This is a genomic window from Rhodococcus ruber (assembly GCF_016804345.1).
Taxonomy (GTDB): domain Bacteria; phylum Actinomycetota; class Actinomycetes; order Mycobacteriales; family Mycobacteriaceae; genus Rhodococcus; species Rhodococcus ruber.
In genome coordinates, this window is the sequence record NZ_CP044211.1 from 3804046 (window position 1) to 3829393 (window position 25348).

Annotated in this window: 35 protein-coding genes and 1 other RNA gene; 4 read left to right on the plus strand and 32 right to left on the minus strand. The window is 66.2% G+C overall.

Annotated features, from left to right (window positions below; genetic code table 11):
- Positions 1-98: 98 nt before the first annotated feature.
- The 22 genes from F1734_RS17530 to F1734_RS17630 form a co-directional block, all read right to left on the minus strand.
- On the minus strand, positions 99-1841 hold the full coding sequence (locus F1734_RS17530) for a major capsid protein (RefSeq protein WP_203010828.1): 1743 nt from the start codon (positions 1839-1841) through the stop codon (positions 99-101).
- Between the two features lie 163 nt (positions 1842-2004).
- Positions 2005-2196, minus strand: a complete 192-nt coding sequence (locus F1734_RS26565) for a DUF7196 family protein (protein WP_203010829.1) — start codon at positions 2194-2196, stop codon at positions 2005-2007.
- A 1-nt stretch (position 2197) separates the two neighbouring features.
- Positions 2198-4576 carry a phage minor head protein gene (locus F1734_RS17540; RefSeq protein ID WP_203010830.1) on the minus strand — a complete coding sequence of 793 codons (2379 nt, stop codon included), beginning with the start codon at positions 4574-4576 and terminating at the stop codon, positions 2198-2200.
- The gene (locus F1734_RS17545) at positions 4576-6363 is read right to left on the minus strand and encodes a hypothetical protein (RefSeq protein ID WP_203010831.1); all 1788 of its coding nucleotides are present in this window, start codon (positions 6361-6363) and stop codon (positions 4576-4578) included. The genes F1734_RS17540 and F1734_RS17545 overlap by 1 nt, the downstream gene beginning before the upstream one ends.
- Positions 6364-6534: 171 nt before the next feature.
- Positions 6535-6756, minus strand: coding sequence for a hypothetical protein (locus F1734_RS17550; RefSeq protein ID WP_102031257.1), 222 nt, complete (start codon positions 6754-6756; stop codon positions 6535-6537).
- 4 nt (positions 6757-6760) lie between these two features.
- The gene (locus F1734_RS17555) at positions 6761-7087 is read right to left on the minus strand and encodes a hypothetical protein (protein WP_203010832.1); all 327 of its coding nucleotides are present in this window, start codon (positions 7085-7087) and stop codon (positions 6761-6763) included.
- A gap of 33 nt (positions 7088-7120) precedes the next feature.
- Positions 7121-8758 carry a terminase large subunit domain-containing protein gene (locus F1734_RS17560; protein WP_203010833.1) on the minus strand — a complete coding sequence of 546 codons (1638 nt, stop codon included), beginning with the start codon at positions 8756-8758 and terminating at the stop codon, positions 7121-7123.
- 2 nt (positions 8759-8760) lie between these two features.
- Positions 8761-9135, minus strand: a complete 375-nt coding sequence (locus F1734_RS26310) for a hypothetical protein (protein WP_238423970.1) — start codon at positions 9133-9135, stop codon at positions 8761-8763.
- A 40-nt stretch (positions 9136-9175) separates the two neighbouring features.
- A complete protein-coding gene (locus F1734_RS17570; protein WP_203010834.1) occupies positions 9176-9688 on the minus strand; it encodes a hypothetical protein in 513 nt (170 codons plus the stop codon).
- Positions 9681-10052 carry a hypothetical protein gene (locus tag F1734_RS17575; RefSeq protein ID WP_203010835.1) on the minus strand — a complete coding sequence of 124 codons (372 nt, stop codon included), beginning with the start codon at positions 10050-10052 and terminating at the stop codon, positions 9681-9683. Before F1734_RS17575 ends, F1734_RS17570 begins: the two co-directional genes overlap by 8 nt.
- A 178-nt stretch (positions 10053-10230) precedes the next feature.
- Positions 10231-10767, minus strand: a complete 537-nt coding sequence (locus tag F1734_RS17580) for a hypothetical protein (RefSeq protein WP_203010836.1) — start codon at positions 10765-10767, stop codon at positions 10231-10233.
- Positions 10760-10888 carry a hypothetical protein gene (locus tag F1734_RS26455; protein WP_274382430.1) on the minus strand — a complete coding sequence of 43 codons (129 nt, stop codon included), beginning with the start codon at positions 10886-10888 and terminating at the stop codon, positions 10760-10762. Before F1734_RS26455 ends, F1734_RS17580 begins: the two co-directional genes overlap by 8 nt.
- 249 nt (positions 10889-11137) lie before the next feature.
- Positions 11138-11518, minus strand: a complete 381-nt coding sequence (locus F1734_RS17585) for a hypothetical protein (RefSeq protein WP_203010837.1) — start codon at positions 11516-11518, stop codon at positions 11138-11140.
- On the minus strand, positions 11518-11997 hold the full coding sequence (locus F1734_RS17590; RefSeq protein WP_203010838.1) for a zinc finger domain-containing protein: 480 nt from the start codon (positions 11995-11997) through the stop codon (positions 11518-11520). Before F1734_RS17590 ends, F1734_RS17585 begins: the two co-directional genes overlap by 1 nt.
- Positions 11994-12800: a hypothetical protein gene (locus F1734_RS17595; RefSeq protein ID WP_203010839.1), complete on the minus strand. Its 807-nt coding sequence runs from the start codon at positions 12798-12800 to the stop codon at positions 11994-11996. The genes F1734_RS17590 and F1734_RS17595 overlap by 4 nt, the downstream gene beginning before the upstream one ends.
- Before the next feature lie 525 nt (positions 12801-13325).
- A complete protein-coding gene (locus F1734_RS17600; protein ID WP_203010840.1) occupies positions 13326-13730 on the minus strand; it encodes a hypothetical protein in 405 nt (134 codons plus the stop codon).
- A gap of 112 nt (positions 13731-13842) precedes the next feature.
- Entirely contained in the window at positions 13843-14388 is a 546-nt protein-coding gene (locus tag F1734_RS17605) for a hypothetical protein (RefSeq protein WP_203010841.1), read from the minus strand.
- Entirely contained in the window at positions 14381-14797 is a 417-nt protein-coding gene (locus F1734_RS17610) for a DUF4326 domain-containing protein (RefSeq protein WP_203010842.1), read from the minus strand. Before F1734_RS17610 ends, F1734_RS17605 begins: the two co-directional genes overlap by 8 nt.
- Positions 14790-15761: a DUF5131 family protein gene (locus tag F1734_RS17615; RefSeq protein WP_203010843.1), complete on the minus strand. Its 972-nt coding sequence runs from the start codon at positions 15759-15761 to the stop codon at positions 14790-14792. The genes F1734_RS17610 and F1734_RS17615 overlap by 8 nt, the downstream gene beginning before the upstream one ends.
- Positions 15754-16221, minus strand: a complete 468-nt coding sequence (locus tag F1734_RS17620) for a hypothetical protein (RefSeq protein WP_203010844.1) — start codon at positions 16219-16221, stop codon at positions 15754-15756. The genes F1734_RS17615 and F1734_RS17620 overlap by 8 nt, the downstream gene beginning before the upstream one ends.
- Positions 16218-16559, minus strand: a complete 342-nt coding sequence (locus tag F1734_RS17625) for a hypothetical protein (protein WP_203010845.1) — start codon at positions 16557-16559, stop codon at positions 16218-16220. The genes F1734_RS17620 and F1734_RS17625 overlap by 4 nt, the downstream gene beginning before the upstream one ends.
- Before the next feature lie 109 nt (positions 16560-16668).
- Positions 16669-16866, minus strand: a complete 198-nt coding sequence (locus F1734_RS17630) for a hypothetical protein (protein ID WP_203010846.1) — start codon at positions 16864-16866, stop codon at positions 16669-16671.
- 107 nt (positions 16867-16973) lie between these two features.
- Between F1734_RS17630 and F1734_RS17635 the strand changes: the two genes are divergently transcribed.
- Positions 16974-17180 (plus strand): hypothetical protein, encoded by a 207-nt coding sequence (locus F1734_RS17635; RefSeq protein WP_203010847.1) that lies wholly within the window; start codon positions 16974-16976, stop codon positions 17178-17180.
- An 83-nt stretch (positions 17181-17263) separates the two neighbouring features.
- Here F1734_RS17635 and F1734_RS17640 read toward each other — a convergent pair whose 3' ends face one another.
- The 8 genes from F1734_RS17640 to F1734_RS17675 form a co-directional block, all read right to left on the minus strand.
- Complete coding sequence (locus F1734_RS17640) at positions 17264-17494, minus strand: hypothetical protein (RefSeq protein ID WP_059174423.1); 231 nt, start codon at positions 17492-17494, stop codon at positions 17264-17266.
- Positions 17491-17628, minus strand: a complete 138-nt coding sequence (locus F1734_RS17645) for a hypothetical protein (protein WP_190242309.1) — start codon at positions 17626-17628, stop codon at positions 17491-17493. The genes F1734_RS17640 and F1734_RS17645 overlap by 4 nt, the downstream gene beginning before the upstream one ends.
- Positions 17629-17696: 68 nt before the next feature.
- Positions 17697-18362, minus strand: coding sequence for an exonuclease domain-containing protein (locus tag F1734_RS17650; RefSeq protein WP_238423971.1), 666 nt, complete (start codon positions 18360-18362; stop codon positions 17697-17699).
- Complete coding sequence (locus F1734_RS17655) at positions 18359-19258, minus strand: hypothetical protein (protein WP_203010848.1); 900 nt, start codon at positions 19256-19258, stop codon at positions 18359-18361. Before F1734_RS17655 ends, F1734_RS17650 begins: the two co-directional genes overlap by 4 nt.
- A complete protein-coding gene (locus F1734_RS17660; protein ID WP_203010849.1) occupies positions 19255-20142 on the minus strand; it encodes a PD-(D/E)XK nuclease-like domain-containing protein in 888 nt (295 codons plus the stop codon). The genes F1734_RS17655 and F1734_RS17660 overlap by 4 nt, the downstream gene beginning before the upstream one ends.
- Complete coding sequence (locus tag F1734_RS17665) at positions 20139-20375, minus strand: hypothetical protein (RefSeq protein WP_203010850.1); 237 nt, start codon at positions 20373-20375, stop codon at positions 20139-20141. Before F1734_RS17665 ends, F1734_RS17660 begins: the two co-directional genes overlap by 4 nt.
- 147 nt (positions 20376-20522) lie before the next feature.
- Entirely contained in the window at positions 20523-20813 is a 291-nt protein-coding gene (locus tag F1734_RS17670; protein WP_203010851.1) for a hypothetical protein, read from the minus strand.
- Between the two features lie 68 nt (positions 20814-20881).
- On the minus strand, positions 20882-21148 hold the full coding sequence (locus tag F1734_RS17675; RefSeq protein ID WP_102031278.1) for a helix-turn-helix transcriptional regulator: 267 nt from the start codon (positions 21146-21148) through the stop codon (positions 20882-20884).
- A 215-nt stretch (positions 21149-21363) separates the two neighbouring features.
- Here F1734_RS17675 and F1734_RS17680 point away from each other — a divergent pair, with 215 nt between their 5' ends.
- From F1734_RS17680 to F1734_RS17690, 3 genes are all read left to right on the plus strand, one after another.
- Positions 21364-21984 carry a hypothetical protein gene (locus tag F1734_RS17680; protein ID WP_203010852.1) on the plus strand — a complete coding sequence of 207 codons (621 nt, stop codon included), beginning with the start codon at positions 21364-21366 and terminating at the stop codon, positions 21982-21984.
- A gap of 261 nt (positions 21985-22245) precedes the next feature.
- Entirely contained in the window at positions 22246-22683 is a 438-nt protein-coding gene (locus F1734_RS17685) for a hypothetical protein (protein ID WP_059174416.1), read from the plus strand.
- Positions 22684-22708: 25 nt separating this feature from the next.
- On the plus strand, positions 22709-24004 hold the full coding sequence (locus F1734_RS17690) for a site-specific integrase (protein WP_203010853.1): 1296 nt from the start codon (positions 22709-22711) through the stop codon (positions 24002-24004).
- 31 nt (positions 24005-24035) lie between these two features.
- Here F1734_RS17690 and ssrA read toward each other — a convergent pair.
- Positions 24036-24404, minus strand: a transfer-messenger RNA (tmRNA) gene (ssrA, locus tag F1734_RS17695).
- 101 nt (positions 24405-24505) lie between these two features.
- Positions 24506-25348 carry a DMT family transporter gene (locus F1734_RS17700; RefSeq protein ID WP_010594667.1) on the minus strand — a complete coding sequence of 281 codons (843 nt, stop codon included), beginning with the start codon at positions 25346-25348 and terminating at the stop codon, positions 24506-24508.

Below are 25348 nucleotides of genomic sequence, written 5' to 3' on the forward strand. Positions count from 1 at the left end.
GGGTGGTTCCCGGAACGGGTGCGGGACGGCCTCACGTGCCGCACCCGTTCCGAGTCACAACCCCGGACGCTCCGTGGGGACGTCCCGGGGTAGTCCGATTAGGGCGTGACTTCCGGGGTGTTGCACGCAACCGTCTGACGTGCCCCGATAGCCCCGGACGGGCAGATCGGGATGGTCACGTTCAGCGACTGGTTGCAGCGCTTACCGACGGCGATCGCGTCCTCGGTGAAGAACCGCGTGTACCGGTTCACCTGGAGCTGTTCCTTCGGGTACATCACGCCGAGCTCGATCACGTTCGACAGCGACCGGAACCAGGTGCCTGCCGGGTAGAGCAGGACGTCGACGGTGCCGGGGTAGACGACTGTCTGCAGGTTTCCCGGCAGGCCGGCGCCGCGGGTCTGCCAGTCACCGACGAACTGGAGGGCGATGTTGCGGGCCGCCAGCCAGCTGTTGATCTGCGTGTCGGTGACGGCCTTGGTGTCCGTGCCCTGCTGGTTCGCCAGGTCGGCGCGGATGACCTCGTGCAACCACGACGGCGCGACACCTTCGATGGTGGCGGTACGGCCCAGGCCACGATCGAGACGCAAGTTCGTCGCCATCAGCGCGAGGCTGTTGAGGATCGACGATCCGGCAGCGATCTGCGCATCGACGGGGATGGTCAGCGGGGTGGAGCCGGTGACCATGTCGGTGACCGTGCGCTTGGACAGGGCCCGGAAGTGCTCCTGAGTGAGCGAGCGCATGAACCACTCGATCAGCTCCGGCCAGCCCTGGTTCTGCAGGATTCCGGCTTCGACGCAGTAGCCGACTGCGTTGAGGCGCAGTTCCTCGAACTCGTCGGGGCACGGGACCTCGACGCATTCCTTGATGGCGGTGGGGTTGCCGTCGACGTCGACTGCTTCGAGCTGCGGTTCGGTGAAGAAGAACTGGAACGAGTCGAAGATCGCGGACAGGTCCGGCTCGACGGGCCAGCGCACACCGCCACGGCGGATGGCGATCTCCGGGAGGGACACCAGATCGGTGGCTTGGGGGACCTCGCAGAAGTCGTAGAGCTGCTCGGACGGGGCGCACCATCCGCCGGCGGCGGTCAGCGATCCGCCGGGCAGTGTCTTCTCGTTGGTGGCCTTCTCGATCGCGGCCACGAGTTCGTGGCTGGTTTCCACGAGCGGCATGTCGCGGTCGAGGCGGCCGAGGGTCTGGCCGGTGAATCCGCCGCGGACGGGGCGGCCTGCGCGTACCCGGCTGCCGGGACGGACCGATTCGACGGCTTCGGCGAGATCGGCGAAGCCGACCTTTCCGGGCTTGAAGCCGAACACGTTGGAGTCCATGCGCCAGCCGATGTCCGGCTTCTTCGGCGCGGGGATCTTGGTCTTGCGACCGTTGCCGGCGCCGGAGAAGTTGGTGCGGCGGCGGCCGGATGCGGCGACGGATTCGGCGGCGTCGGCTGCGGTCGTTTCGGCTTCGGTGACGACGGCGTCGACGTCGTCCTGCGACACCTCGTCGGCACCCTCGACGTTCTCGCCGGTGTTGTCTCCAGTCTGGTCGGTCTCGCCGTCGTCGCTGTCTTCGTCGCTCTCGGCGGATTGTCCGGAGACCTGCGAGATGAGGTCGTTGACCTCGGCGCGGCGCTCGGCCTCGGCCTGCTCCGCCTCCTGGGTGGCGGTGTCGATGGTGGAGATGTCCCGTGCGAGGGAGCGCAGCTGCTCAAGCTGCTCTTCGGTCAGGTCCTCGCCGCTGTTGACGATCTCGCGCAGTTCGTTGAACGACGCCTCTGCCTGGGCGCGAAGCTCCGCCAGACCTGCGAGGTCTGTTGGCATCTCCTCGGGCAGTTCGAACGGGTCCATGGGGACTCCTCGTCTCGTTTCCTGTATCAGTCGTGACGTTGGAGGTCCCCGGCCCACAGCCAGAACAGGACTCCTGTTGTCTGGTTCGGGAGAGTAAAGACGGACCGTGCAAAACGGCCCCGACACCGAGAGGGTGCCGAGGCCCTTTGCTGCGCAGCGGGGGTCAGGAGGTTGGTGTGTCGGCGACGCGGACGATGGTGCCGCCACCTGCCCGCCGGACTTCCCGCTTCGCTTCGAGCGGGGTGAGGTAGGTGGCCTCCTCACCGGACGGCAAAGTCACCTTGTATGTGTACGACGTCGCCGCGCTGCTGCCGGCGAGTGTCGATCCGGCTCGACGTCCGCAACCGCATCCCATGTCAGACTCCTGCCTTCTCGATGATCGCGCGTGCTTCGCGGCGGCGTTCTGCTGCCGCGAGCACCGCGCGGGCCTGCTCGTTGCGCCGCTCCTGCGCCCGCATCTCGCGGACCACTTCCTGCGCCAAACGCTTCGGGTCCACTCGCCCGCTGCGCTTGGACTCGGCGCGGGGCCCGAGCGAGGCGACGAGGGTGCGGGGACGGTCGTTCTCGTCGGATGCTCCGGCGACCAGGACGGGGAATCCGGGTGTGTTCACCGCGAGCGCGGCGACCAGCTCGAGGTTGCCGCCGATGGTGCGCCAGTCCCCGGACAGGGGCGCGGACAGGCCGGCCCGGAGCTGCTCCTCGGTGGCTGTGGGGTGCGGTATGCCGGAGAACCAGATGCCGTGCTCGTCCTCCCCCACCCGCACGAGGGCGAAGCACGTGCCGGTGTTGTCGTAGTGCTCCGCGGCGGGCCGGGCGCCGAGGCGCGGGCCGGCGTGCCCGGTGCCCACGGTCAGGCGACCCACTGGTAGCCGGCCGTCGGTGGTGAGCACCGGAGGGGACGTGTGGAAGTGTGCGTAGTCGGTCTTCGATCGGGGTGCGACGACGCACTGATCGGTGATCCCGACGTGGCACTGCCCGAAGCATGCGAGGTGCCCGTAGATCCGGCCGGTCTTCGCGTCATAGGTGACCGGGGTTGGTCCGTCGAGGTGGGGGTCGGAGAACAGCGTGGCGTCGTAGGTTTCGTCGATCGGGCGTGCATCTGCGGCGACTAGGGAGGCCACGACGGCGATGTCCTTGGAGACGCGTTCGGCGTCGAGCTGCAGCGTGGTTTCCCCGAATGCGGGGGTCGCTACGAGGGTGACACCGAGGAGCTTCGCCGAGGTGATGGTCTCGTAGACCTTGAGTTCGACGCCGTTGTCGTAGGCGTCCTCCCACATCTCTTCGGTGATCTCCTCACCGGCCTCGTTCGTGTATTTCCACTCTGCATCCCCGAGGTCCACTGAGGGACCGGTGACCTTGTGTGCGAGTTGATCGGCCGCTTCGTCGGCCTCGTCGGTGTTGAGCAGGTACCCGGACGCGAGGACCTGCGCGCCCTCGACGCGGGCGGACTCCATGACCCCGACTGTGTATGCGTCGAAGTGCCCGCCGGATGACTGCTTGGTCCACATCACCGGCAGGGGGAACTCGCGGAACCGGAAGTCCATGTCCGCGGCGAGGATGCGGCGGTCGTCGGTCGGGGTGCCGAGCACGGCGATCACCGCGTCGGTGAACGTCCGGAAGGTTACTGCCGTGTCCTCTGTGGTCTCGTCGTCTGCCATGTCGTCCTCCGTGTTGATGGATGCCACCCGGCCGAGTCCGGCAGGGTCCTCACGTGCCCGGATGTTTCCTTCCTCGGCGCGTCGTTCGATCTCGTCCTGTTGTGAGCCTGCGCGGTTGATCACCGTGGAGTCCCCCGGTCCACGTTCGGTGTGCCGGTCCTGCTCGGTCGGCAGGGGTTCGTCGACGGCGAGTACCGCGACCCGGCACCTGCAGTTGGCGACCTCTTCCACCGGTCCTCGTGGGTCGCCGGGGAAGCGGAGCTGTGCGCGGCCGATGCTGAAGGTGCCTCCCAGCGGGACGCGCTGTCCGTCGGCGGCATAGTGCGACCGGCGTGTCTTCGAGTCGAGGGTGCAGATCCATGTCTGCTCGAGTTCCTCACCGAGCACCTCGTTGCGCAGCGCAGCGGCTTCGATGGTGGCGTGCGACATCGCGCCCGCCGACTCTGTCCGGGCCACGGTCATTGCCCGGCCCGTCCAGTCCCCCGTCGTCGGGGACAGGAACTGCTGGACTCTCCTGCGTTGCGCGTCCGGTCCTTCGCCGGCGGCGATCGCCTGGTCGAGTTGGACTGTGATGTCGCGGAACACCGCCTCTGGGGTGTTCACCATCCGGTTGCGGACCTGCGCGAGATACTCCGCCTGCATCTTCCGCACCGACGGCAGGGATGCGAGTCTGCGGTCGAGCGCCGTGATCTCGGATGTCGGTATCCCGAGTGAGGACGCCACGATCTTGCGGGCCTGCCGTGCGAGCGCTGTGTTCGACAGTTCGTCGTCGGGGTCGGTGGTCTCCAAGGATGCGGCTGCGGCGCCGGCACCGGAGAGCACTGCGAGTAGTTCGTGGCCGTAGACCAGGCCGATGCCGTACAGGATTGCCTGGTCGAGGGCCAGCTCCCACCATCCGGCCGTTGCGGGGACCTGGTCCGGGTCCGGGGGAAGCTCAACGGATGCGGTGAGCGAAGGGAGGACTGCGGCTTTCACGTGGGGTAACCACGATTCGAACGCGGCCATGGTCAACGCTTCGATGGCCCGTTCGGCGTCGAGCTGCGCGGAGAGGGCGCGGGCGAGGTTGTCGGGGTACATCAGCCGGCCACCTTGGTGAGTTCGTCGATGGCGTCGCGCTCCACCCATGAGGCGATGGTGCGGCGGGTGAACCCGAGTCGTTCGACCGCGCCCCAGGGGACCGAGGTGTCCCATCCTTCGATCAGCTTCGGCACTTCGGCGGCCGGGACGGCGGGCAGGTTGCGGTGTGCCAGGTGAATCGGGACGTCGCGGAACTGGGCCGCATTGGCTCGGTTGCGTCTGCGCTTGTTCGCGAGTTCGAGGGCCCGCGCGGTGAAGGTCTCGACGAACACCAGGACGGCTGCGCTTGTCACGGTGTCGGGTTCGTCGGTGGAGTCGGGTTGGGTGACTGGTTCGGACTCGGGCAGCGTCTCCGACTCCGGAGCGGTCCGGGTGGTGTCGGTGGGAGCGTCGATCGCGGGCTGTTGCGGTGGTGGGGTGATCTGAGTAGCTACGCCGCCGAGCAGCGGCGCCAGCGTGGGGATGAGTGACACGTCGGCGGCGGCCTTGTCGCGGGCAAGTTCCTGCCAGCCTTCGGCGGTGGTGAGGTCGTATCCGTCGGAGTCGTCGAACCCCGAGTACTTGCGTAACGCCTTGGTGGTGAGTCCACCTCGGTCGTGCGCGTCCTTCGCCTCGGCCTTCTTGTCCGGGTCCTGAGTGAGAGGTGTCGTGTCGTACCAGATGACGTAGTGGTCTGGGTCGATGCCTTCCTTCTCCAACAGGGGCCGGAGGATGAATTGGGTGAGCGACGCGACGATGGTCTCGAGCACCGGGACGACGTGGACCTTCACGTCGTCTTCGGCGATGGCCCAGGCGGACCAGTGGTTGCTGTTGGCGCCGAGTCCGAGGAGGCGTTCGGGTGCGACGTCGAGGGACATGGCGAGCCGGCGGATCGCAGCCTCACGAGTCTTGAGGCTGGTTTCGGCGACCTGGGAATCAAACGTGACGTGCTTGACCTTGTCGGTCCACTCCCCCGGCACCGACGCGATGATCGGCATGAACGCCGCCATCGACTCCTGATCCTTGTAGGCCGTGGTGCCGACTTGGTACAGCAAGTCCTGCAACTGCTGGGATGCGGAGGGTGCGGCGTACGGCACCCCGTAGTCGGGGCCCGGGGCGTCTCCTGTCATGGGGGTGGCGCCGGGCGCGCTCTGCTCGGGCAGTGACATTTCCTGCGGGACGAACACGATGCCGTTACCGACGAGCCTGGACTTGGCGGCGTTGTCGATCGACTTGGTGGTGCGGACGATCTCAAGGAGGGCGTCCTCGGCGGCCCGGACCGGGGAGTCGGCTTCCGATGCTTTGCGGGGGTGGGGGTTCCAGACCCGGAACAGCAGGTCCCGTTCCTCGTCGAACAGGTGCTTGGAGTCGTCTTCGAGGGTGAACTCGAGACCGTCCGATCCGGAGGCTTTGATTTCGTCGCGGGACAGCACGATCCATTCCTGGAATTCGCCCTGCTCCTGGTCCTCGAGCGAGAGAGGCGATCCGTCGGAGTAGGTGTCGTGGGATTCGCTGTCGCGGACGATCATCGCGACGAACCCTTCACCGGGGACGGTGAGTCCTGTGGTGAGTCGCTTGAGGATCTGAGACTGCCCGGTGACGCCGCCGGCGATGTCGCGGACGATCTTCCGGACGGTGGTGTTTTCGGTGTAGCCGGTGGGGCGTCCGGTGTCGGGGTCGAGGTCGGAGCCGATGAGTTGGCAGCGGGCGACGGAGGCGGAGCGCCAGCCGACGTAGTAGCGCAGTTCGCCGACCTTGTCGAGGAACTCCCAGGCTTGTTCTTGCCAGTTGGAGCCTGAGGATCCCATCGATGATTTGAAGGTTTTCGAGGGGTCGGTGATCTTCTGACCGGCAGCGGTCAGCGTTCCCCGGTGTCGGGGGGTGCGTCGGATCTTGACTCTGCGGGCCACGACCAGAAGGTAGAGGCGAAGGGTGCAGGGTCAGACCGCGTCGCAAAGCACGCGTTGCGGCCGAGCAGGCTATCCACTCAGCGGTTCGGTCTCCCATTGGTCCGGCGTGATCTGCTCAGGCATCGAGCCGACCATCGCCATCCACCACTCAACGGTCTTGCCGCGAATCGCGATCTGCTCCTCGGGCGGCAGGTTGTGAATGCAATCGCGGTGATGCAGGTGCCGGCCACCCTGTGCGGCGCGCTTGCGAAGGGCCGCTCCCATCAACTTCTGGATGTCCTCAGTATCCATGAGGCTACTCGTCTTCGATTTCGATCTCGAGGTCGTCGCCGTCGAGCTGCGCGGCCAACCCAGTCAGGTGCGAGGCGGCGAGTCCGAGGAGCGGCCACAGCCACAGTGGGAGTTCGAGGGCCCACAGCACGAACGGCGTCGAGAGTCCGGCGATCCAGATGGACACGCACCAGGGGCAGGAGATGAAGTACGCGAGCGTCGACTCAGGGCCGAAGCGGCGAAGCAGCCAGATGCGTGGGGTGTCGAGGATGGTGTCCGCGTTGATGAGTCGGGTCACTCGCATGACAGCGAGGACGTAGAGGAGGAGTACGAGGAGTGTGAGACCGTCCATGGCGCGCAACGGTAAAGACGCACCGTGCAGGAGCTATCCGATTTTGCGGGTGAGCCACGCCGGTGCAGGCGCAGCAGTCGCGGGACGGGCGGGGTTGCCGAGACTCGATGTACGCCCACCGCGGGCGATGAGTCGGTCGTGGGCGATGATCGCGGCGGCGACTCGGTCGGGTTGGTGCTGGCCTTGCTGCCACGTGACGGCCTGCTCCACCAGCGTGGTCATTTCGGATGTGACGGTCCTGCAGGTGCCGACCTCCACCGCCTGCCGGAGCAGCGCGGAGCGGGCGACGGCGTCCCCCTTGCCTCGCCACGGGTACACCTTCAGGTCGTGGGTGCGGCGAATGGCTGCGGCGATCTCCCGATCGTTCCCATCGAACCCCGCCTGGAGTTTGTCGCGGTAGGCCTTGATCGCGCGCTTGACGACGTTCACGTAGGTGGTGCCTGCGGTGTAGGTTTCGACGGCGATCTCGCTGGCGTGGGTTTCCATGGCGAGCTTCACGGCGGCTTGGCCCCACTGTTCGGAGGTCATCTGCTCGGACCGGTCATGGGTCAGGGCGACTGTGCCGTCAGGGAGGAGGGCGGCGGCGATGATGCCGGCCTCGTCGCCTTCCCCGGTTTCGGCGGGGTCGACGGCGATGATGCGCAGGGTGGAGCGGTCCGGCTGCTCCTCGAGCTTGTGGGTGTCGAACCATGTGCGGGTGAACAGGCCGCCTTCGGCTGGTGTGGGGGTGCCTTGGTAGAGGGCGTACCAGACACGCTCCCCGACCTGGCGGCGGCGGGTGGCGAACTGTTCGGGGGTGCGGCCTCGTGCGGAGGTCATGGCGACACCTGGGGGCCGGTCGAGTTCGTCGGGGATACCGGCTTCGGAGACGGCGGGGATGTTGATGTGCCGCCACGTGCGTTGGTGGGGTGGGAGTTCCTGCTCGGCGGCGAGGATTTCCCCGGAGAGGTCTTCGGCGTGCCAGCGAGTTTGGATGAGGATGATCGACGCGTCCGGGGAGAGTCGGGTGAGCGCGACGGATTTGAACCACTCGCTCACTTTGCGGCGGTGCGCGACGCTGTCGGCTTCCTGCATGTTCTTGTAGGGGTCGTCGACGATGAGGAGGTCGGCGGCGCGGCCGGTGATGGATGAGCCGAGGCCGACGGCTTTGTATCCGCCTTTGCCTCCGGCGACCTGCCAGGACGACACGGATGTGGACGTGCGGGAGAGCTGCAGTCCGAGTTTGTCTTCGACGGGTTGTCCGGTGATGGCGTCGACGGCGCCGGTGCCGGCGGTTTCGATCCAGCCGCGGGCGGCACGGGAGTGGTCTTCGGCGAGGGCGTCACCGTAGGCGGCGACGATGATGCGGGTGTCGGGGTTGAGCTGCAGGGCGCGGAGTGGCGCCCAGATGGCGCACAGGGAGCTCTTGCCTTCTTGTGGAGGCATCGTCACGAGAAGGTTGCGTTGCGGCTCGCGGATGACGCGCTCCACGGTCCGGGAGATGACGTCGACTGCAGGGGTGATCACGAAGTTCGGGTCGACGGCGGCTGCCAGCTCCGCAGGGTGGCTGTATCGGGATTGGATGACGTGGCGGGTGTGCTGCGCCCGGAGCCACAGCATCAGTGCATTTTTGCGTTCGGCCGACCAGCCGCGGGTGTGCTCGTGGAGCTTCTCGACGGGGTCCTCGTCCATCGTTACCCGGCCTTGTCCTCACATTGGCAGGTGGGCGTATGGAGGTTGCCGTGCTTGCCGTTCGATCCGAGCGGTCGCTGTCGGTCGATGTCGTCGATGAGGCGCTGCAAATGCTGGATGTGCTGAGGCCAGTTGAGGGGTCGGTTCGGGAAGTTTCCGATCGCCGCCTGAGCGACGCACAATGCTTCGCGGACTGTCTTCAGGTGGTCGCTGGTGTGCAGGGTGGTGGTCTCGAAGCCGGGCACCAGAGCCCGTAGCCGGGTGTTCTCGGCGCGGAGCTCGTCGATCTCGTGGACGGTGCGGGCGATACTCGTTTCGAGTCGTTCGATGTGGCCGGCGGGTGTTGGGGTGGTGCGGGGCTCTTCACCGAGGTACATCGCAACAGGCCCTTTCACAGAATGGACGGGGTGTTTTCGTTCACGCGTCCTGCCTCTCCGCTCGTCGCGCCTGGGCGGCGAGCTGGTCGATCAGGTCATCGCGTTGCTTCTTGTACCGTTCCGCGGTCATCCGCAGATCCTCGAGCTCGTAGGCGTAGGCGCGTTTCGCTGTCTTCGCTTGGAGCCGGGCGGTCTCGACCTCAACAGCGATGGTTTGCGCATAGAACGAGACTGCGGTCATCGGGTTCGCCCGGATCTGTTTGATCAACCTGAGTGAGCATCGAAGCATGGTGGCGGTGTCTTCGGCGGTGACACCGCGGGCGGTCAGTCCGGCGACCACCCAGGATCGGTCTTCACAGCTGAGGTTGCGGATGGAGAGTTGGCCGGCCTGTGCGGCAGTGATCAGATTGTCGTCGGGCTGCCAGGCGCTTGTTCGGCAGTCTCCTCGGCGCAGGGATGCGGGACGGCCACGTGTCCGGCGAAGTCCACCGCCGTCCCGTTGTCGGCCGGTATCCGGGTTGTCGGTGTCGGACAGGGTTGGTTCCTCAGACATCGTTGTCCTCCGCGTTGTCCGGGTGGCGGTGGAATCCGCTGTCGAGGATGGCCTCCACGATGTCGGTGATGCTCGATCCGACGAGGTACCCGTGGGAGATCAGCGAGCGCAGCGTCTCCCGGTCCTTCTCGCACTGGTCGTGCCACTGCCGGATCTCCATCAGGGAGTCGACCACGGGCTGCAGTTCCAGCAGTTCCGCCTTGTGCTCCGCGTCCGGGAGCTCCCATCCACAGGTTTGGTTCCACACCACGACATCGGCACAGGTGACGCACACCGCCACTGAACCGTCCGGCGGATAGGCGAGTGCGTCCTCCGGCGGGATGAACGCCGCATGACACACGGGGCAGGCCATGTCGAGTGTCATGTGAAGTACGTCCTTTCGGGGGTGTAGTGCGACCTCATGTGGAGGCCGGCGGCGGTCTCCTGCTCGGCCTGAGACACCTTGACGACCTGGTCTGGGGATCCGTCGAACCATTCGGTGATCAGCTGCCAGTCGCAGCCCTCGATAGGACAGGTCTTGTATGCCTTGACGCGCCTGTTCCCTACCGCACCCACGGGTCTCCCCCTCCGTGCGCTTCCTCGTCCTGGTCCTCGGCCTCGGCGCTGTCCTCGTCGGGCGTGAAGTCGGAAGGCACGGCCAGACCGATCTCCTTCATCAACTTCGCGGCGGTGGCAGCAAAGTCCTCTCCGCTGTGCGCCACGTCGACGCGGGTGGGGGCGTCCAGTCCGAGTAGCTTCGAGCGACGGTCGGAGATCCGGACGATCGCGGACACCGCCTTCGCGACCGCCGACACGTCCTCGGGGGCACCTGTCAGCTTCACCTTCGTCAGATGCTCGAGCTGGGTGCGGTGCGCGTCGTCCAGGCGGTCCGCTTCGATCGCCCGGTACTCCTCCACCGCTTCGAACTCGGTCCTGTCGAGGAGTCGCTTCGCTGCCCGGTACGCCCCCGACGCATCCGCATAGCCGAGATCCTCGGCGATCTCTGCCCACTGCTTCCCGTCCCGGCGCGCAGCCAGCGCCAGCCGTGCCTTCTCCGACGCGTCCAAGTTCTGGGGGTCGGTCGGGCTGGTGCTACCCACGGGGGCCTCCTCGGTTGACGAGCTGTGGGTTGACAGCGGCGTCGGTGGTGGCGGTGAGTTCGGCTTCGGGTGCGTCGATGCGTGCGTTGGCTTGGTCGGGGTTGGTGTGGGCCGCTGGCATGGTGTGCTCCTTTCGTCGCCGGGATGGGGTCCGGCCGCGCCTTGAGGGGGTGGGCGCGGCCGGTGGTTGGGTTAGTTGCTCGATTCGTCGTCGACGAGGAATCCGAATGGTCCGTGGTGGAGGGTTTCGGCGAGGAGCTGGGTGTAGATCGGGGTGGGGTTCATGGGGTTCCTTCCGGTCGTGTCGGGCCTGTTGCACCAGGCGCAATGGCGAGCATAACGCAGTGATGGGCGATGTTTAACTCACTTGTCAGCACGGTCGCGTCAATGTCGGCTTTTCTCCGCTGACCAGGGCGACGAACTGCTCGACGGTCATCGTCACCCACTGCTGGGCAGGGTCGCCGACGCCGTGTCGCTTGTGGATCACGACCCCCGTGAGCGCGTCGTCGTTTCTGGCCTCAAGGGCGGCTTCTCGGGTCCAGCGGGGAAGGTCGAGACGCTGGCAGTTCTTCAACTCGGCGACGAGTCGTTGACCGTGGATGCGCAGTCCAGCGATGTCGCCGCGGTCTCTGGCTCCGGTCTTGACGCGCCGATCGATTCGGTCATCGCCAAGTGCCTGGGCGAGGTAGTCGGCGATGTGCCGTTCGAAGCGTGCACCGGCGGATTTGGCGGATGCGCGGTTGCGGGGCATTAGGCGGTTTCCTTGAGTCGTGCGGGGCAGGGTATGCGGCGGGGTTGGCCGTTGATTGGGTTGGTGCAGGGTTCGTACGGTTCGGCTTTGCATTTTGGGCAGTCGCGGTTGACGGCGTCGTTGATCTGGTAGGCGCCGGGAACGGGGGGACCCTCGGCGTTGATGGCGAGTCCGGCTTGGGCGACTTCGATGCCGTGTCGTTGGTCGTTGGCGAGCTGTCTGGCTTCGCGTTGTTCGTGGTCTTCGCGTTCGGCTCGGTCTTTGCGGATTTGGACGGCGAGTTGGTTGATGTGGCCGGGTAGGGCGCGGTCGGTGGAGGTCGCGTAGTGCACGCGCACTGCGTCGAGGGCGAGTTGCAGGTCGAGGTCGGGGCGCAGGGTGGTCCACCAGGCGGTGATGTCGGTTGCTCCGACTTTGCGCTGGTCGATGGAGGCGCAGGCGGTGAGGACGTCGATGACGTCGTCGCGGGTGAGGGTCATGGCAGTTCCAGTGGTCGGGGGGGTGGGATTGCTGGTTGTGATTTGAGGGCTTGGGCTTGGGCGACTCGTTGGTCGGTGGTGGAGGTTGCGGTTGTGTGGGTTCCGCGTGGTGGTTGGTTTCGGCTGCGGATGACTTCGGAGACGAGGCTGGGGAGGGTTCGTGGTCCGAGGGTGGCTTTGGTGAGCCAGAGGGTGAGTGCGGTGCGGATGTCTGTTTCGGTGCTGCCGGATTTGAGGAGGGTGCCGGCTTCGATGGCGAGGGCGGTGCGTGTGGCTTGGGGGTGTTCGAGGGGGATGACGTCGCGGACGAGTTTCCAGCCGTCGACGTCGACGGCGGGTCCTGTTGGCCGCGGTGTGTGGGTTTCGCGCGCGTTGCTCTGGTGAGATGAAGAAGGTACGTAAGTACCTTCTTTTTCTTCTCTACTCTCTTCTCCCCCCGTGACGTCACGTGACGTGTCACGTGACTGTCCGCGGACGTTTTTTCGTCTGCGGGCTTGACGTTCCCTGTCTTTCTTTCGGCGTTCCAGCAGCGCATCCCCGTTTTTCTGCCACTTGGACCACCCGGTGATGAGGTATCCGTCGTCGTCGATTTCTTCCCACAAACCGGCGCTCAAAAGCTCAGAGATTCGTCGAGAAATCGCAGAAATTCCGAAGTTTCGTAGTACTTTTCGCGGCACAAATCCGCGCGTTTCGGCGGCTCCCGAGTACGCGATCGACCGCAGGAATAGGACCTCGGCTTGGGGGCTGAGGTTCATTACTGCGGGGTCGAGGTAGTACGAGGTCGACAGCCAGACGCGCTCCATTTAGGCTGCTCTCCTTTCGATCCACTCGGGGGGAATGTGCCGGCCGCTCACGGGGCACGGGTTTCGGGCCGTCTCGTTGTGCCGCGGTACGTGTCCGGTCGTTTCAGAGACGCGGTGGACGTCGCGTCGGCAGACGGGGCAGCAGGCGGTCATGACGGCCTGCTCAGCATCTGGTGCGCATCCACGATTGCGCGACGCGCTCGAGTGTCTTTGCTGTCCGGTGGCTGCCATCCCAGCTCGCGCAGGACTGCGATGGCTTCGCTGGCGAGGTCTTGGGCGTCCCACCGGGTAGGGATGCGTCGCGGCATGACGCGCAGGAGCATCCCGGCCAGCACGTCACGGGTGCTGGGCTGGGGTTGATGGCAGCACGGGCATCGGGCGGTCACAGCAGTCCCTTGCAGGCTCTGCACCAGTAGGCGCCGGGCGCGGCCGGAGCGCCACAGACCTTGCACGACCTGGCTGGTGGTGTGGGTGGCTTCTCGACGCGGGCAGCGGGCACGTTGTCGGTGACGTGGTAGTCCTGGTTCACCACAGCGCGAGCTCCTCCGGTTCGGTCGGTGCCGGCTCGAGGAGCTGCGCGATGACACGCTGCATTTCCTCGTCGTCGGCTGTGCGCGCGCGGCGGGCGTCGGCGCGGAGTTCGTCGGGGAGTTGGCTGACCCAGTCGATGATCTGGCGCCAGGTGAGGGTGACGGCGTGCTCGGGGTCGCGGAGGCTGCGCTGTTTCGTGTAGTCGCCGTGGGTGGTCATGGCGATGCCCCACCGGTAGGTGGAGCACCACAGGCCAGCGTCGTACCACTGCTTGTCACGCGGGGTGCCGCCGCCGTGCATGTCGCGGATGTACCGGCACCAGTAGTCAGGGTTGTCGGCGAGGCCGAGGATCTGCCAGTCCGCGAGTTCACCGATGAGGCGCAGCTGGTCGGGTGTCATGGCTTCTCCCACAGCCAGATCAGCCACTTCGCGACGAGGTAGCTGATGATGCCTCCACCGGCTGCGATGAGGACGAGGAGTGTGAGGCCGATGGTGATGGTGAGGATGTCGGTCACTGGTCACCGTCCAGGGCGGCTCTGATGCGGCTCACCAAAATTCTGAATTCGTCGGGGCGCGAAGAGCCGTCAGGGCGCGCTGTAAGTGACCGCACGCGTTCGAGTGCAGCCTCGGCGCGCTCGGCGCGGGCTTCTGCCTGCTCCCGCAGCTTGTGCGGTGTCGGACGCATGTACCGGCGTACGTGCACGACGTAGGTGGGACGGCCTCGCTTCGAGACCTGGAACTCGACGTAGTTGGTGGCGTCGTTGCTGTCGAGCATGTGTCCGCAGGCGTCGCTGATGGCGAGCATGAGGTGTTCGGCCTGCTCGGTGTTGGCGACGAACTTCAGATCGGCGGCGCCGTCCTGCACCTGCAGGCTCTTGATGCCGAATCCGTCGGCCACCGTGCTGGGATCGGCGTCGGCCAAGGTGTCGACGAGTTCGTTTGCGATGCCGATGGTTTCGCGGGCCGCTTCCCAGGCGTCGTCTTCGTCGTAGGCGTCGTTGAAGTATCGGCTGTATGCGGCGCGGTATTTGGCGATGAGGGCGGCGAGGTCAGGCATGGGTGCCTCCGTTGGCGAGTTCGAGTAGGACGTCGGCGTGGCAGGGCACTCGGTTGCCGTGCTCGTCTTCGAGCGGGCACCAGCACACGAGGTCCTTGCCGGCGAGCTCGGCGCGGATCTCGTCGATCGAAGGAAGATGGCATTCGCTCCACACGCCCTCGTTGTGGAACTCGCTCATCCCAGTTCGGAGACCGCCAAGGTAGATGCTGGTTGCTGTCGCGTTCGACCGGACTGTGGCCGTAAGAGTCCGCCGCCCGGCCTGACCAAGCCACAATCCGCTCGGTTCTCCAACGGAGAAGGTCCCGCCAATGTAGGCAGGGTTGCCCCACTTCGTCGGGCGGCCGACGTACACGGCTCCTTCAGGCATTCGCCAGCCCTTGGTGCGCTTCCGTTGGATCCGCTCAGGCATCTGCGGTCTCCTTCGGGTATTGGTCCCAGGTGCGGCCGTCGAGTTCGCGTCCGGCGACCTTCTTTCCGACGCGCCGAACCGGCGCCCAGGAGGCGGGGAGCGTGAGGGCGGTCAGGTCGTTCGTGGTCTTGCGATGCCCGTCCGCGTCGACGAACTCGGAGGGCCGCGCCGACGGCGCCCACTCGCCCCACTGCTTGAACAGGAACGGCACGCCAGAAGAGGTGCACTGGTCGCGAAGGTGGCGCACCCAGTCGGGGTGCATCGGCCGGGCGCCGGGGCCGGATTCTCCGCCGACGATCACCCAGTCGATGCCGTGCCGTGGGAGGTGCAGGTCGTTCGGGCAGTCAACTGTCGGGCGCCCATGCCCGAGGCACCAGAACGGCGGCGCACCGACCCTCGCAAGGTCGATCGGCCCGAGGAGCGGCTCGGCGCTGATGAACCGAACCGCCGCCGGCGTGCTGAGCAGCGCGGGGATCCGCGTGTCGGCCCACTGCTGGCTCTCGGTGGAGACACCGAGCCAGACATTCGGCAGCGGCCAGTAGTCACCCATCACATCTCCGGGGTGCTGCACCGCGACGGTCTTGAACACCTGCTCCCGGAACGTCTCCGACTTCAGTAGCGCGCGCATCCGGGCGTGCCGCTTGGTGAGCACCTGGAAGGTGTGCTGCGGAGCCGCAGCCATGACGGAGAAGACCATGGCGATGTACTTGTCTGGCACGTTGTGGTGGAACAGGTCGGACATGGAGTTGACGAACACGCGGCGCGGCCGCCGCCACCGGAGCGGCTGATCGAGCCGCTCCTGCCGCAACGTCACCTCGAACCCGTTGGGGTAGGCCTTGGTGCCGGCGAAGCGATGCGCGATGCCCTCGGCATAGCAGTGATCGCAGCCTGGGGACACCTTGGTGCAGCCGGTGACGGGGTTCCAGGTGGCGTCGGTCCATTCGATACCGGTGCGGTCACCCATGATCGATCACCTCGGTGAACGGGGAACTCTCTCGGCCCGGCGTCCATGTGCTCGCATCGAGCGCCCAGCCGCCGCCGGGAGTGCGGTGCCACTCGATGCCCTTCGGGTCCCGGACCACCTTCACTTCGTCGGGCACGTAGCGCAGGTCACTCCACTGGCGGAGTGGCTTGATCTCGATTCCGCACTGGTCGAACTTCGGCGTCTCGTGTTCCTGCTGGAGGTGGGCGAGTACGGCACGAATGCCGTCACGAACCCTGTCATCAAACGGGCCCTGATGGTTGTCGTAAACCTGCACCCACACACGTGCGAGTTCGTCGATGCGCTTCTCGTCGGACTGTTTGCGCTCGATCCGGTCAGCTTCGTCGCGCAGTGCGGCGCCAGGTCCGAGTCCGTGTCCGGTGCCGTCGATCAAGTCGGCGACGTCGCGGAGCAGTTCGGGGGTGATCTCGGTGGTGGTCATCGGTTCTCCTGAGCATGTCTGGCGGTGAGGTGCTGGATCGTGGCGTCCTGGATGCGGACGACGGCGCGGAGCATCTGCACGGTGTCTCGGGCTGAGGTGAACTTGCCGGCGCGGAGTTCGCGGTCGAGGATGTCGAGGCCGCGCCACAGTTCGGCGCTGGACTGCAGGGCTTGGCGTCGGAGCTCGACGTCGTGGTCGGTGGGTTCCTGCGGTTCGCGCCAGCCAGCGGCGAGGATCGCGTCGGTCACCCGCTGGGCAAGGTCGGCGTGGTCCTTCCAGTCCCCCTCGGCGAGGACCCGGGCCGCGATCACGTGCGCGGCGTTGCGGTCGGAACTCACAGGACGGTTCCCCTTCCGGTTGGGATGAGCCAGACGATGACGAGGGCACCGGCGGCCAGGAGGCCGGCTGCGGTGAGGCCGATCGCTTCGGCAGCGGTGGCGAGTGGCTTCATGACCGCTCCCCTGTCCGTGCGAATTCGTCGGTGGTGAGGGCCGCGGTGAGTTGCTGTACGGCTTCGGTGAGGTCGAGGACGGCGTGCACGTGTGCGGCCGAGACGGCTTCGAAGCGGCGGCCGGAGCCGAGCTGCGTTTGCGCGAGAACGAGCAGATCGGCGGCCTTCTGCTGGTGGGGCAAGTGGGCGGTCATACCGAACCGCCATTCGCCTCAGCCACGGGAACCGTCCTACTGAAGCCCGCAGTCTCATCGTCTTCTACGGTTGGGCAGCCGTACCCATCAACTAGAGGAGAAGAATCGTGTCCAACTACGACTTCGGAAGCACCATCCCTGACGACCTTCCGATCACCAAGCGCGTAGCCGCCGAGATCCGAACCGCTGCTCAATCGAACACCGGCATCAACGGCTTTAAGCTGCCCGGCATGTTCGCCCAATCGCTCTTGAATGGGCTCGCAGACCTGGAAAACAGGCTCAACGCACTGGAGGCCGGAAAGGTCGACGGATAAGCACCCAGCTCCGCACGGCTCCCCGTGCACGATTGCGCGCCTGGCATCGTGCACGGGGGGATTCTCTACATCACTTTCGATTGTCATGCGGCACCGCCGAGCCCGCGGCCGGTCAGCTCACGCACGTACTCGTCGACGTCAGCGCGGTGCCACAACAGCGGCGAATTCGCGCTCGGGCCCGTCTTGAATGCCTTCCGGAAGAACGGATGGCACTCCCGGTTCATCCGCCGCTTCTTGACCGTCGCCGGCCGCAACGCCAGCGCCTCGGCAACCTCGGCCATCGTCATGTACGCCGGATTCACGCTCTTTCTCATCGCGGCACCACCAATTCCGGAACGCCCGCCAGCGAGACGGCAGGCTTGGCCGGGTACTCACCGATCACCACCGGCTCCGACTCGCGCGAATCGAAACCCGCCACCAATGCGGCACCCGCCAGCAAGCTGAGCAACGCAACCACTGTTCGCCTACGAGAAAACATGCGACAGCACTCCTTTCGGATAGTCCAGAAATTCGAGATCAGGCGGCGGACTGCAAAGGCCAGTCGCGATTGACGTCGTCAGCCGACTTGCCATGCCGGAGCAGGTAATCGATGTACGAGTCCTGACGAGTCCTGTGCCAGCGCTGCTGCAGCTCCATCAACTCATCGGCCGTCACAGCCAACTCAGGGAAGCGGCGGCCCACCTTCCACGCCAGGCGCGCCGCGGCCAACGCATCGGAAGCTGCCTCGTGGGCGGCATCGAAACGCACCCCGTAGTGCGCGCAGACGTCCGCCAGCTTGCGGGAGCCGCGCCGGTACGGGTCCAGCGCGCGGTCGATCACGAACGGATCAACCACAGGACCGTCGACAGTGAACTCCCCGCCACTCTGCGTGTGCAGGACCGTCAGGTCGTAACAGGCATTGAACGCGGCCACGATGTACCCGGCGTCCCACGCGGATCGCATCTCGCCGATAAGCGATGCGACAACCCTCTCGTGCGGCATGCCGTTCCGTGCCTGATCGGTCGTGATGCCGTGAACCGCGGTGGCCTGGGCGGGGATCTCGATACCGGGATCCGCGAGGAACATGATCCGCTCGACGTCGACACGGCCGACGCAGGCCGTGACGATCCGAGCCTCATGCGGATTCACCGACGTGGTTTCCAGATCGAGGTAGGCGAGCGGCATATCCGTCCAGAGCGTCATTCCTGCTCACCCCCGAACAGATCCGCGACCTCATCCGAACGATCGACATCTGCGTCAGGCTCAGGCGCCAGCTCAGGCGGCTCGTCCTCACCAACCAGCTCCGCAGCGGTCACGCGCTGCGGAGGGAACTCCTCGTCGCGGGTGACCTCGCCACGCTGCAGCGACTTGAACGTCACACCGATCTGCGCGACGTCATGCTCGGTCCACTTCTCAGTGGGCCGTCCGACTTTCTGCTCGAGCTGGTCCTGCGAGATCCCCAGCGCGCCGAATAGGCGCACCGCGTCCGCGATGCGCGTCGACAGCGGCTTACCGCCGCCATCCTTGAGCGTCTGCGAACACAGGTCCTTCGCCTCCTCTGTGAACCATGTCGGCAGTACGGCGAAGATCGCCTCACGGACGCGGCGAGCACCGTTGTTGGCGTTGTTCTCGTATACATCCCGCATATCGGTCAGCTTCTTGACGCCGTCCTTCGTGTCCCGCTTGTGCGGGACGATGAAGATCTGCGCCGACCTGGTGTTCGTCTGCACATCCCACGCGTAGGCCTGCATCTCACTCAGCCCTGCGTCGTCGTCGCGACGCAGCTCGGCGATGCCGTACTGGATGTTCCCCCAGCAGCGGGCGAGTTCGCGGGCGAGGTGGATCGATGGGCCGGTTACCGCTCCCCCGGCGCGCGGAAAGCGGAAGAACGCGCGCTCTGCCAGACCGCGCTGGGAGCAGGACTCGCGCATGGCGGCCACGGCCTGATGGACGTTGCGTGGGCACTGCTGGGCCACGACGATGGCGGCCTGGACCTCGGCGACCGCGCGTGCCTGTTCGATGGCGGTTGCCTGGCCGACGAACTCGGCGCGGGGTGCCGGCACGGGCGTTGGGTGGTCGATGTCGATGCGTTGTGTCACGCTGCGATCTCCTCTTCGAAGCTGCGCTCGTACCAGACGGGCGGTGGGGTGAGGGCGACGTCGTCGGCGTAGCCGGGCCAGACGTCGGTGCGGGTGCACTGCTCGTAGATGTCGAGGGCCTGCCGGTTCAGGTAGTCCCCGATGCGGCGGAACGTCTCGTCGAGCTGGATCACCGACACCACGTAAGGCGGTGTCTTCTCCTGGACGACGAACACGAACTGCGGGTCGGTGCCGAGTCGTAGTGCGCGCGCGGCGTCGAGGTACCAGGCGTGTTGCTGGTGGTAGCCGTGGTCGATGGCGGCGCGAGCGAACTCGCTCGGTTCGGCGCTGCGAGCGGTCTTGTAGTCGGCGATGATCAGGCGACGGCCGTCACGTGGGTTGACGATCCAGTCGAAGCGGACCCGACGCCAGATGCCGGTCTTCTCGTCCTGCCAGAAGCCGGACTGCTCGGCTTTGCCGGCGCCGGGCCGGAACAGGCGCCCGGCGACGGGATGCGCGCGCAGCTCGGCAGCCATGTCGTGGACTATCTGGTAGTCATCGGGCTTGAGCGGCACCGCGCCGTCAGCGCGCGCTTCGGCGACGAATGCCTTGGCGTCCTTCGTGCTGACTGCTCCGTTGGTGGCGAGCAGCGTACCGGGGATCTCGCGCAGTTCCGGACCCTCGCCGAGGACGAGCTGGTGTGCGGCGTGCCCGAAGTCGAAGGTCTTCTTCGGCGGCTGGGGATGGTCGCGCTCGTACTTGAACAGGGCTGGGCAGGACGGGGCGAGGAGTTTACGTGCGCCTGTGGAGGACAGAGAGCCGGCGGGTACAGGGTCGGCGTGGTAGGTGTCGGACGGCAGTCCGTCGTAGAGGCCCGGCTCGACGATGGTCAGTGTGGCGGTCACGAGGCCAGCACCTCCAGCTCGCCGAGCTTGGCGACAACGAAGTCGATGGCATCGCCGTGTGTGGCGAACGTGTCGAGCAGGAAGTCGTTGACACCCACGGTGCTGGTGAAGACAGCGTGAACGGCCCAATGGTCTCCGGCGGGTGCGGGATTGGGGATGTGGTTGACGTGGCGGATTCGGTACTTGCCGCCGAGCTGGTCGAGGCGTGCGATCACGTTGGGCTGTAGCGTCATCGGGTGACTTCCTCTCGGTCGGCGTCGGCGAGAAGTTCGGAGTGGTGCTCGCGGTCGCCGCGGTAGCTGTAGGTGTCGTCGTCTTCCGGCTGCCCACAGAAGGATTCGTGCTGAGGCCATCCGGGTACCGGTCCGGCGCAGGTGCAGTTACGACGCATCGCGGACCGCCGTGGTGGCTTCGTGGTTGGGGCTGGCGGCGCGGAAGATGCTGTACGCCATGTCCAGTGCCTCGTGGAGAGTTTCGCCGTCGGCGCGAATGACGCGGATGTCGCCGTGCACCTCGGTGAGGCCGTGGCTGAACCGGTCGTCGACGTGGATGGTTACGCTCCATGCGCCGGTGGCGGCGAAGTACATGGCGTTGATGATGTGGAGGCCGTACAAGTTGACGAGGTCTCCGATGGTGGTGGCGAGGTCGTCGCTGTTAGTCTCGGTCTGCATCTGCTTTTCCTTCCGGTTGGTGGGTGCTGGGCCGCCTCGTTGCACCGGGGCGGTCCTTTTTTGTGCGCTCATGCCGGCACTCGGTGTTCGGAGTTAACAGCACTTTCCATCGTGGGCACGAGAACGGACTCATGTGCGGTGAAAAGGTCCTCCCATGGCACATCGAGGCGGGCCGCGATAGCTACGGCGAGATCTTCGCTGATGTTGGTCAGACGCCCCGCTTCGATCTGCCAGATTGTGGCCTGGGTGCGACGGACCAGGTAGGCGAGTTCACGCTGCGTGTAGTGCCTCTGCTTACGCCAGCGTCGGATCTGACCTGGGTCTTTCACTTTCATCCAGACTTCCCTCCGGATCTTCGGTGGCCTTGCTCGTCCCATCCTGCCCTCCACTCTTCGCTGTGACAAGTGGATTTAACATCGCACATCACCTACTTGTCAACACGACAAGTGCAAGCTGCATGCATCGTGCTGCAATGATGAATCCACTACTTGTCACGAAATTCGCTGCGCGTTCTGGTACGAGCAGATGACCGGAGGGGACTGTCTAGGTCGTGAAGAAACCACAGTCGTTGAACGAGCTGATAGACCTGGCGGTCGAGCGACATGATGGGGCCAGCGGTCGCGAGCTCGAGGACATCGCACGCAGGGGCGGCCACAAGATCGTGCACACCACGATCAACCAGATCCGCAATGGGACCTACAAGTCGAATCCATCACTACGCACCCTCCGCGCGCTGGCGTGGCTTGCCGGCGTACCGGAACGAGTGGCGCTGGAAGCAGCGGGACGCAAGCCGAAGGGCCGCCCGTTCGCCGATGACCTTCCACCAGGGGTTGATGAGTTGGGCCTCGACGAACGGCGGGTAGCAATTGCGCTCTTACGGACATTGGTGGCCCAGCAGCAGCGCATCGATCAACTGGAGGAGCAGGGCAGGACGGAGAACTTGAATCCGCCGAATCAAGGCTCCAACGTTGTCCAGCTCCGCCAGGAGGACGTCGAGGGCGACGACGCGCGTTCCTCGCGTGGCAAGCCGTACACCGTAAACACGGATGGTGAACAGGACGAGCCGCCGATGGCCTCGCGCGCCTATGAGACGAAAGAGCGCCGCCGCCGCCGAGTCGAAGGTGAGCCAGGCGAGCATCCCGACCCGGACGGCCCCGAGGACGGGGCATAGATGACCGAGACGTACAGACCGCAACCGAAATCGCAACTGGTGCTGACCAAATGGGTGAGTCCGCCAGGTTTCTTTCACGAGTAGAAGGTCGAGCCGTTCGCTCGACACCAGTTGCACCGGGGACAGCGCGAACTCGCCGCCGTCTGACCCGGTCGGCGTGTCGCGAGCCACCCCTCGTTGACGTGGGGTTTCGTGGTCCCTTTTGGGTGAATTTGGGGGTTAGTGAAAGATTATCCATCGAACTGGTGTTCTAATACCGCCATGGTGAAGTCATCGAAATGGCATCCATGGCGGTACATCCGGGACCATCACCCCCACTTGCGGGTGCACTTCGTCGACCCCGCCGAAGGATCAGCCGGCCACGTCACCCGACGCGGCATCGAGATCGACAAGACCTGCAATCAGGCCGAGCGCCGAAGCACCCTCACCCACGAGCTCACACACTACGAGCGCGGCCCAGTGCCCGATCATCCGTACTTCGGGCCGCGGGAGGAGCGCGTCGTCGAGCGCCTCACGGCGCGTCAGCTGATCGAACTCGATCACCTCGTCGACGCGTTGCTGTGGACGCGTGGACGCGTCAACGACGACACCGCCGAGGAACTCTGGGTTGACCTGGAGGTGCTCGAGACCCGCATCCAGCACCTCACGCCCCGCGAACGCGACTACGTCGAGCGGGAGATCACGCGGCGTCAGCCCTGACGCCGCACCAACCGAAAGGAGAACCATGGTCAGACCCTCGCTGCCCATCGGGGCGCACGGGAACATCAAACGCACCCAGCTGCCCGACGGGCGCTGGCGCGCCTCGTGCCGCGTCCGCGACGCAGACGGCGTCACCCGCAAGATCTACCGCGTCACCCCCCTCGGCGCGAAGGACAAGACCGGCGCCGTAGCCGAACGGATCCTGCTCGAGGCACTGACCGATCGCACCACACCGCAGGACGGCGACATCACCGCCACGACGAAGGTGCACGTGCTGTGGGCCGAGTACCGCCGCCAGCTCGAGGCCGGCAGCCGCTCCCCCGCCACCTTGCAGGACTACGACCGCCTGGCGGCCCGGATCGTCGCAGGCCTGGGCAACCAGACCATCCGGGAGGCGACCACCCAGCGGATCGACCGGTTCGTGCGGGAGATGGCCGACCGGCACGGCGTGCCCACGGCAAGGAAGGTGCGCACCATCCTGTCGGGCATGTTCAAAGTGGCCGTCCGGTTCGGCGCGATCCAGGCCAACCCGGTGCGCGAGGTGTCGGACCTGGCGACCAAACGGAAGGCGAAGGCGACGGCCAAGGCCATGGACGCGCAGACGTTGAACCGGGTACTCCACGATGTGCGTCACTCGACGGTGCCATGCCCGGTGGTGCTGTCCGAGCAGCAGAAGCGCAAGGGACTGCGGACCACGTCGCGGGAAGGGCAGATTCCGACGGTGGCGCAGTACTGCGCAGCGTCGGACCTGGCCGACGTGATCACCTTGTTCGCCGCGACCGGGTGCCGCATCGGCGAGCTGCTCGGCATCCGGTGGAAGGATGTGGACCTCGATGCGCGGACGGTGCGGATCTGCGGGAAGGTGGTGCGTGTGATCGGGGTGGGGCTGGTGCGTGAGGACACGACGAAGACGTCGGCCGGCATGCGCACGTTGCCGTTGCCAGGGTTCGCGGTGGAGATGCTGCGCGCGCGGCCGCAGCGCGGATTGATGGTGTTCCCGTCGGCGGTGGACACGTTGCGCGATCCGGACACGGTGTCGCGGCAGTGGCGGCAGGTGCGCGTAGCCCTGGAGCTCGACTGGGTGACCAGTCACACGTTCCGCAAGACGGTGGCGACGATCCTCGACGAGGAGGGTTTGTCTGCGCGGCAGGCTGCGGACCATCTGGGGCACGCTCAGGTGTCGATGACGCAGGATGTGTATTTCGGACGCGGCCGGCAGCATGCTGTGGTGGCGGATGCCTTGGACGCGGTGGTTGCCGGTTCAAAGCGGAACGTTTCCGGTACATCGGCAATAAAAAAGGCCAGGCCAGACGCTTCGTAGCCGGTGGCTATTCGGTGTCTGACCTGGCCTTCGGTGGAGCTGCCGGGAATCGAACCCGGGTCCTCCGCCGCCTCGCCAGGGCTTCTCCGTGTGCAGTTCGCTATGTCTCTACTTGGATCTCCCGGTCCCGCGAACAAGCCGAGATGACGATCCCAGTCGCTGTTTGCTGTCCCGTCCGGCTCCGCGACCGAGCCGTACGGTGAAGCTCCCTAGTCGATGCCAGGATCCGGGGCGGGAGCACACCCGGTCTGACAGAGACGCACTCGCTTAGGCAGCGAGGGCGTACTCGCGCTGAGTAGACTCGGCGCTTATTGGTTTGCAGCGACGCTTACGGTGGTCTCTTGCCTGCACCGACACGCTTCCCCTAGCTCAACGTACGCAGTCGAAACCGTTCAGCCCCGTACGTACCTGCGACCTTCGCAGGACTACCCACTCTAACGCGCGGACCCCCCTTCGTCATTCCCATTTCCGCCGCGCCGCGGATGACGTGGATCACAGCCGTCACGCGGCCGCGGTGATCATGCCTACGGCGGTGAGGGCGAGCAGCATGCCGGCCGTCTGACCACGCCCGATACGCTCGCCCAGCACGATCATCGCCAGCAGCACGGTCGCCGCCGGGTACAGCGCGCCGATGACGCTGACCAGCGACAGCATGCCGCCCTGGAAGGCGAACATCAGCGCACCGTTGGCGATCACGTCCAGGACCGCGACCGCGACGATGTGCGGGTACACCCGCCCCGGCGGCCGGATCAGCTGCCGCACCCCCAGAGCCACGGCCCACACCACGAGCGTCGCGGTGAGCCGCGACATGCCGAGAGGCCACAGGCCGGTGCCCTCGGGGACTCGGTGCAGCGCGACGAACATCAGCGCGAACGCGACCCCGGAGCCGACGGTCAGCCACGCCACGTTCGCGGTGAAGCGTGGCTGCTCGTCCCCGGCGACGCTCTCCCTCGATTCCCTGCTGACCAGCACGACGGCGACGAGGGCGATCGCGATTCCGGCGTAGGCGACCGGTCCGGGCCGCTCCCCCGCCGTGATGCCGACGAGCACCGGGATCCCGGCCACGAGCACGGCGGTGAGTGGGGACACCACCGACATCGGACCGGCGGCGAGCGCGAGATAGAACCACCAGATCGCGACGCCGCCGGCCACACCGGCCGCCGCACCCCAGCCGAGCGACCCGGCCGTGACGTCACCGCCGACGAGCGGCGCGACGGCGAGCACCAGCAACAGCGACAGCGGGTACGACACGAGCACGAACCGCAGCGCCGCCACCTGCCGGGACGCGACTCCGCCGAGGAAGTCGCTCACCCCGTAGCCGACCGCGGCCACCAGGGCGAGCAC

Coding starts and splice junctions, on each gene's coding strand:
- F1734_RS17530 (WP_203010828.1), bottom strand. CDS start 1,841: ATGGACCCGTTCGAACTGCCCGAGGAGATGCCAACAGACCTCGCAGGT.
- F1734_RS26565 (WP_203010829.1), bottom strand. CDS start 2,196: ATGGGATGCGGTTGCGGACGTCGAGCCGGATCGACACTCGCCGGCAGC.
- F1734_RS17540 (WP_203010830.1), bottom strand. CDS start 4,576: ATGTACCCCGACAACCTCGCCCGCGCCCTCTCCGCGCAGCTCGACGCC.
- F1734_RS17545 (WP_203010831.1), bottom strand. CDS start 6,363: ATGGGATCCTCAGGCTCCAACTGGCAAGAACAAGCCTGGGAGTTCCTC.
- F1734_RS17550 (WP_102031257.1), bottom strand. CDS start 6,756: ATGGATACTGAGGACATCCAGAAGTTGATGGGAGCGGCCCTTCGCAAG.
- F1734_RS17555 (WP_203010832.1), bottom strand. CDS start 7,087: ATGGACGGTCTCACACTCCTCGTACTCCTCCTCTACGTCCTCGCTGTC.
- F1734_RS17560 (WP_203010833.1), bottom strand. CDS start 8,758: ATGGACGAGGACCCCGTCGAGAAGCTCCACGAGCACACCCGCGGCTGG.
- F1734_RS26310 (WP_238423970.1), bottom strand. CDS start 9,135: ATGTACCTCGGTGAAGAGCCCCGCACCACCCCAACACCCGCCGGCCAC.
- F1734_RS17570 (WP_203010834.1), bottom strand. CDS start 9,688: ATGTCTGAGGAACCAACCCTGTCCGACACCGACAACCCGGATACCGGC.
- F1734_RS17575 (WP_203010835.1), bottom strand. CDS start 10,052: ATGACACTCGACATGGCCTGCCCCGTGTGTCATGCGGCGTTCATCCCG.
- F1734_RS26455 (WP_274382430.1), bottom strand. CDS start 10,888: ATGCCAGCGGCCCACACCAACCCCGACCAAGCCAACGCACGCATCGAC.
- F1734_RS17585 (WP_203010837.1), bottom strand. CDS start 11,518: ATGCCCCGCAACCGCGCATCCGCCAAATCCGCCGGTGCACGCTTCGAA.
- F1734_RS17590 (WP_203010838.1), bottom strand. CDS start 11,997: ATGACCCTCACCCGCGACGACGTCATCGACGTCCTCACCGCCTGCGCC.
- F1734_RS17595 (WP_203010839.1), bottom strand. CDS start 12,800: ATGGAGCGCGTCTGGCTGTCGACCTCGTACTACCTCGACCCCGCAGTA.
- F1734_RS17600 (WP_203010840.1), bottom strand. CDS start 13,730: ATGACACCCGACCAGCTGCGCCTCATCGGTGAACTCGCGGACTGGCAG.
- F1734_RS17605 (WP_203010841.1), bottom strand. CDS start 14,388: ATGCCTGACCTCGCCGCCCTCATCGCCAAATACCGCGCCGCATACAGC.
- F1734_RS17610 (WP_203010842.1), bottom strand. CDS start 14,797: ATGCCTGAGCGGATCCAACGGAAGCGCACCAAGGGCTGGCGAATGCCT.
- F1734_RS17615 (WP_203010843.1), bottom strand. CDS start 15,761: ATGGGTGACCGCACCGGTATCGAATGGACCGACGCCACCTGGAACCCC.
- F1734_RS17620 (WP_203010844.1), bottom strand. CDS start 16,221: ATGACCACCACCGAGATCACCCCCGAACTGCTCCGCGACGTCGCCGAC.
- F1734_RS17630 (WP_203010846.1), bottom strand. CDS start 16,866: ATGACCGCCCACTTGCCCCACCAGCAGAAGGCCGCCGATCTGCTCGTT.
- F1734_RS17640 (WP_059174423.1), bottom strand. CDS start 17,494: ATGAGAAAGAGCGTGAATCCGGCGTACATGACGATGGCCGAGGTTGCC.
- F1734_RS17650 (WP_238423971.1), bottom strand. CDS start 18,362: ATGACGCTCTGGACGGATATGCCGCTCGCCTACCTCGATCTGGAAACC.
- F1734_RS17665 (WP_203010850.1), bottom strand. CDS start 20,375: ATGACGCTACAGCCCAACGTGATCGCACGCCTCGACCAGCTCGGCGGC.
- F1734_RS17670 (WP_203010851.1), bottom strand. CDS start 20,813: ATGCAGACCGAGACTAACAGCGACGACCTCGCCACCACCATCGGAGAC.
- F1734_RS17675 (WP_102031278.1), bottom strand. CDS start 21,148: ATGAAAGTGAAAGACCCAGGTCAGATCCGACGCTGGCGTAAGCAGAGG.
- F1734_RS17685 (WP_059174416.1), top strand. CDS start 22,246: ATGGTGAAGTCATCGAAATGGCATCCATGGCGGTACATCCGGGACCAT.
- F1734_RS17690 (WP_203010853.1), top strand. CDS start 22,709: ATGGTCAGACCCTCGCTGCCCATCGGGGCGCACGGGAACATCAAACGC.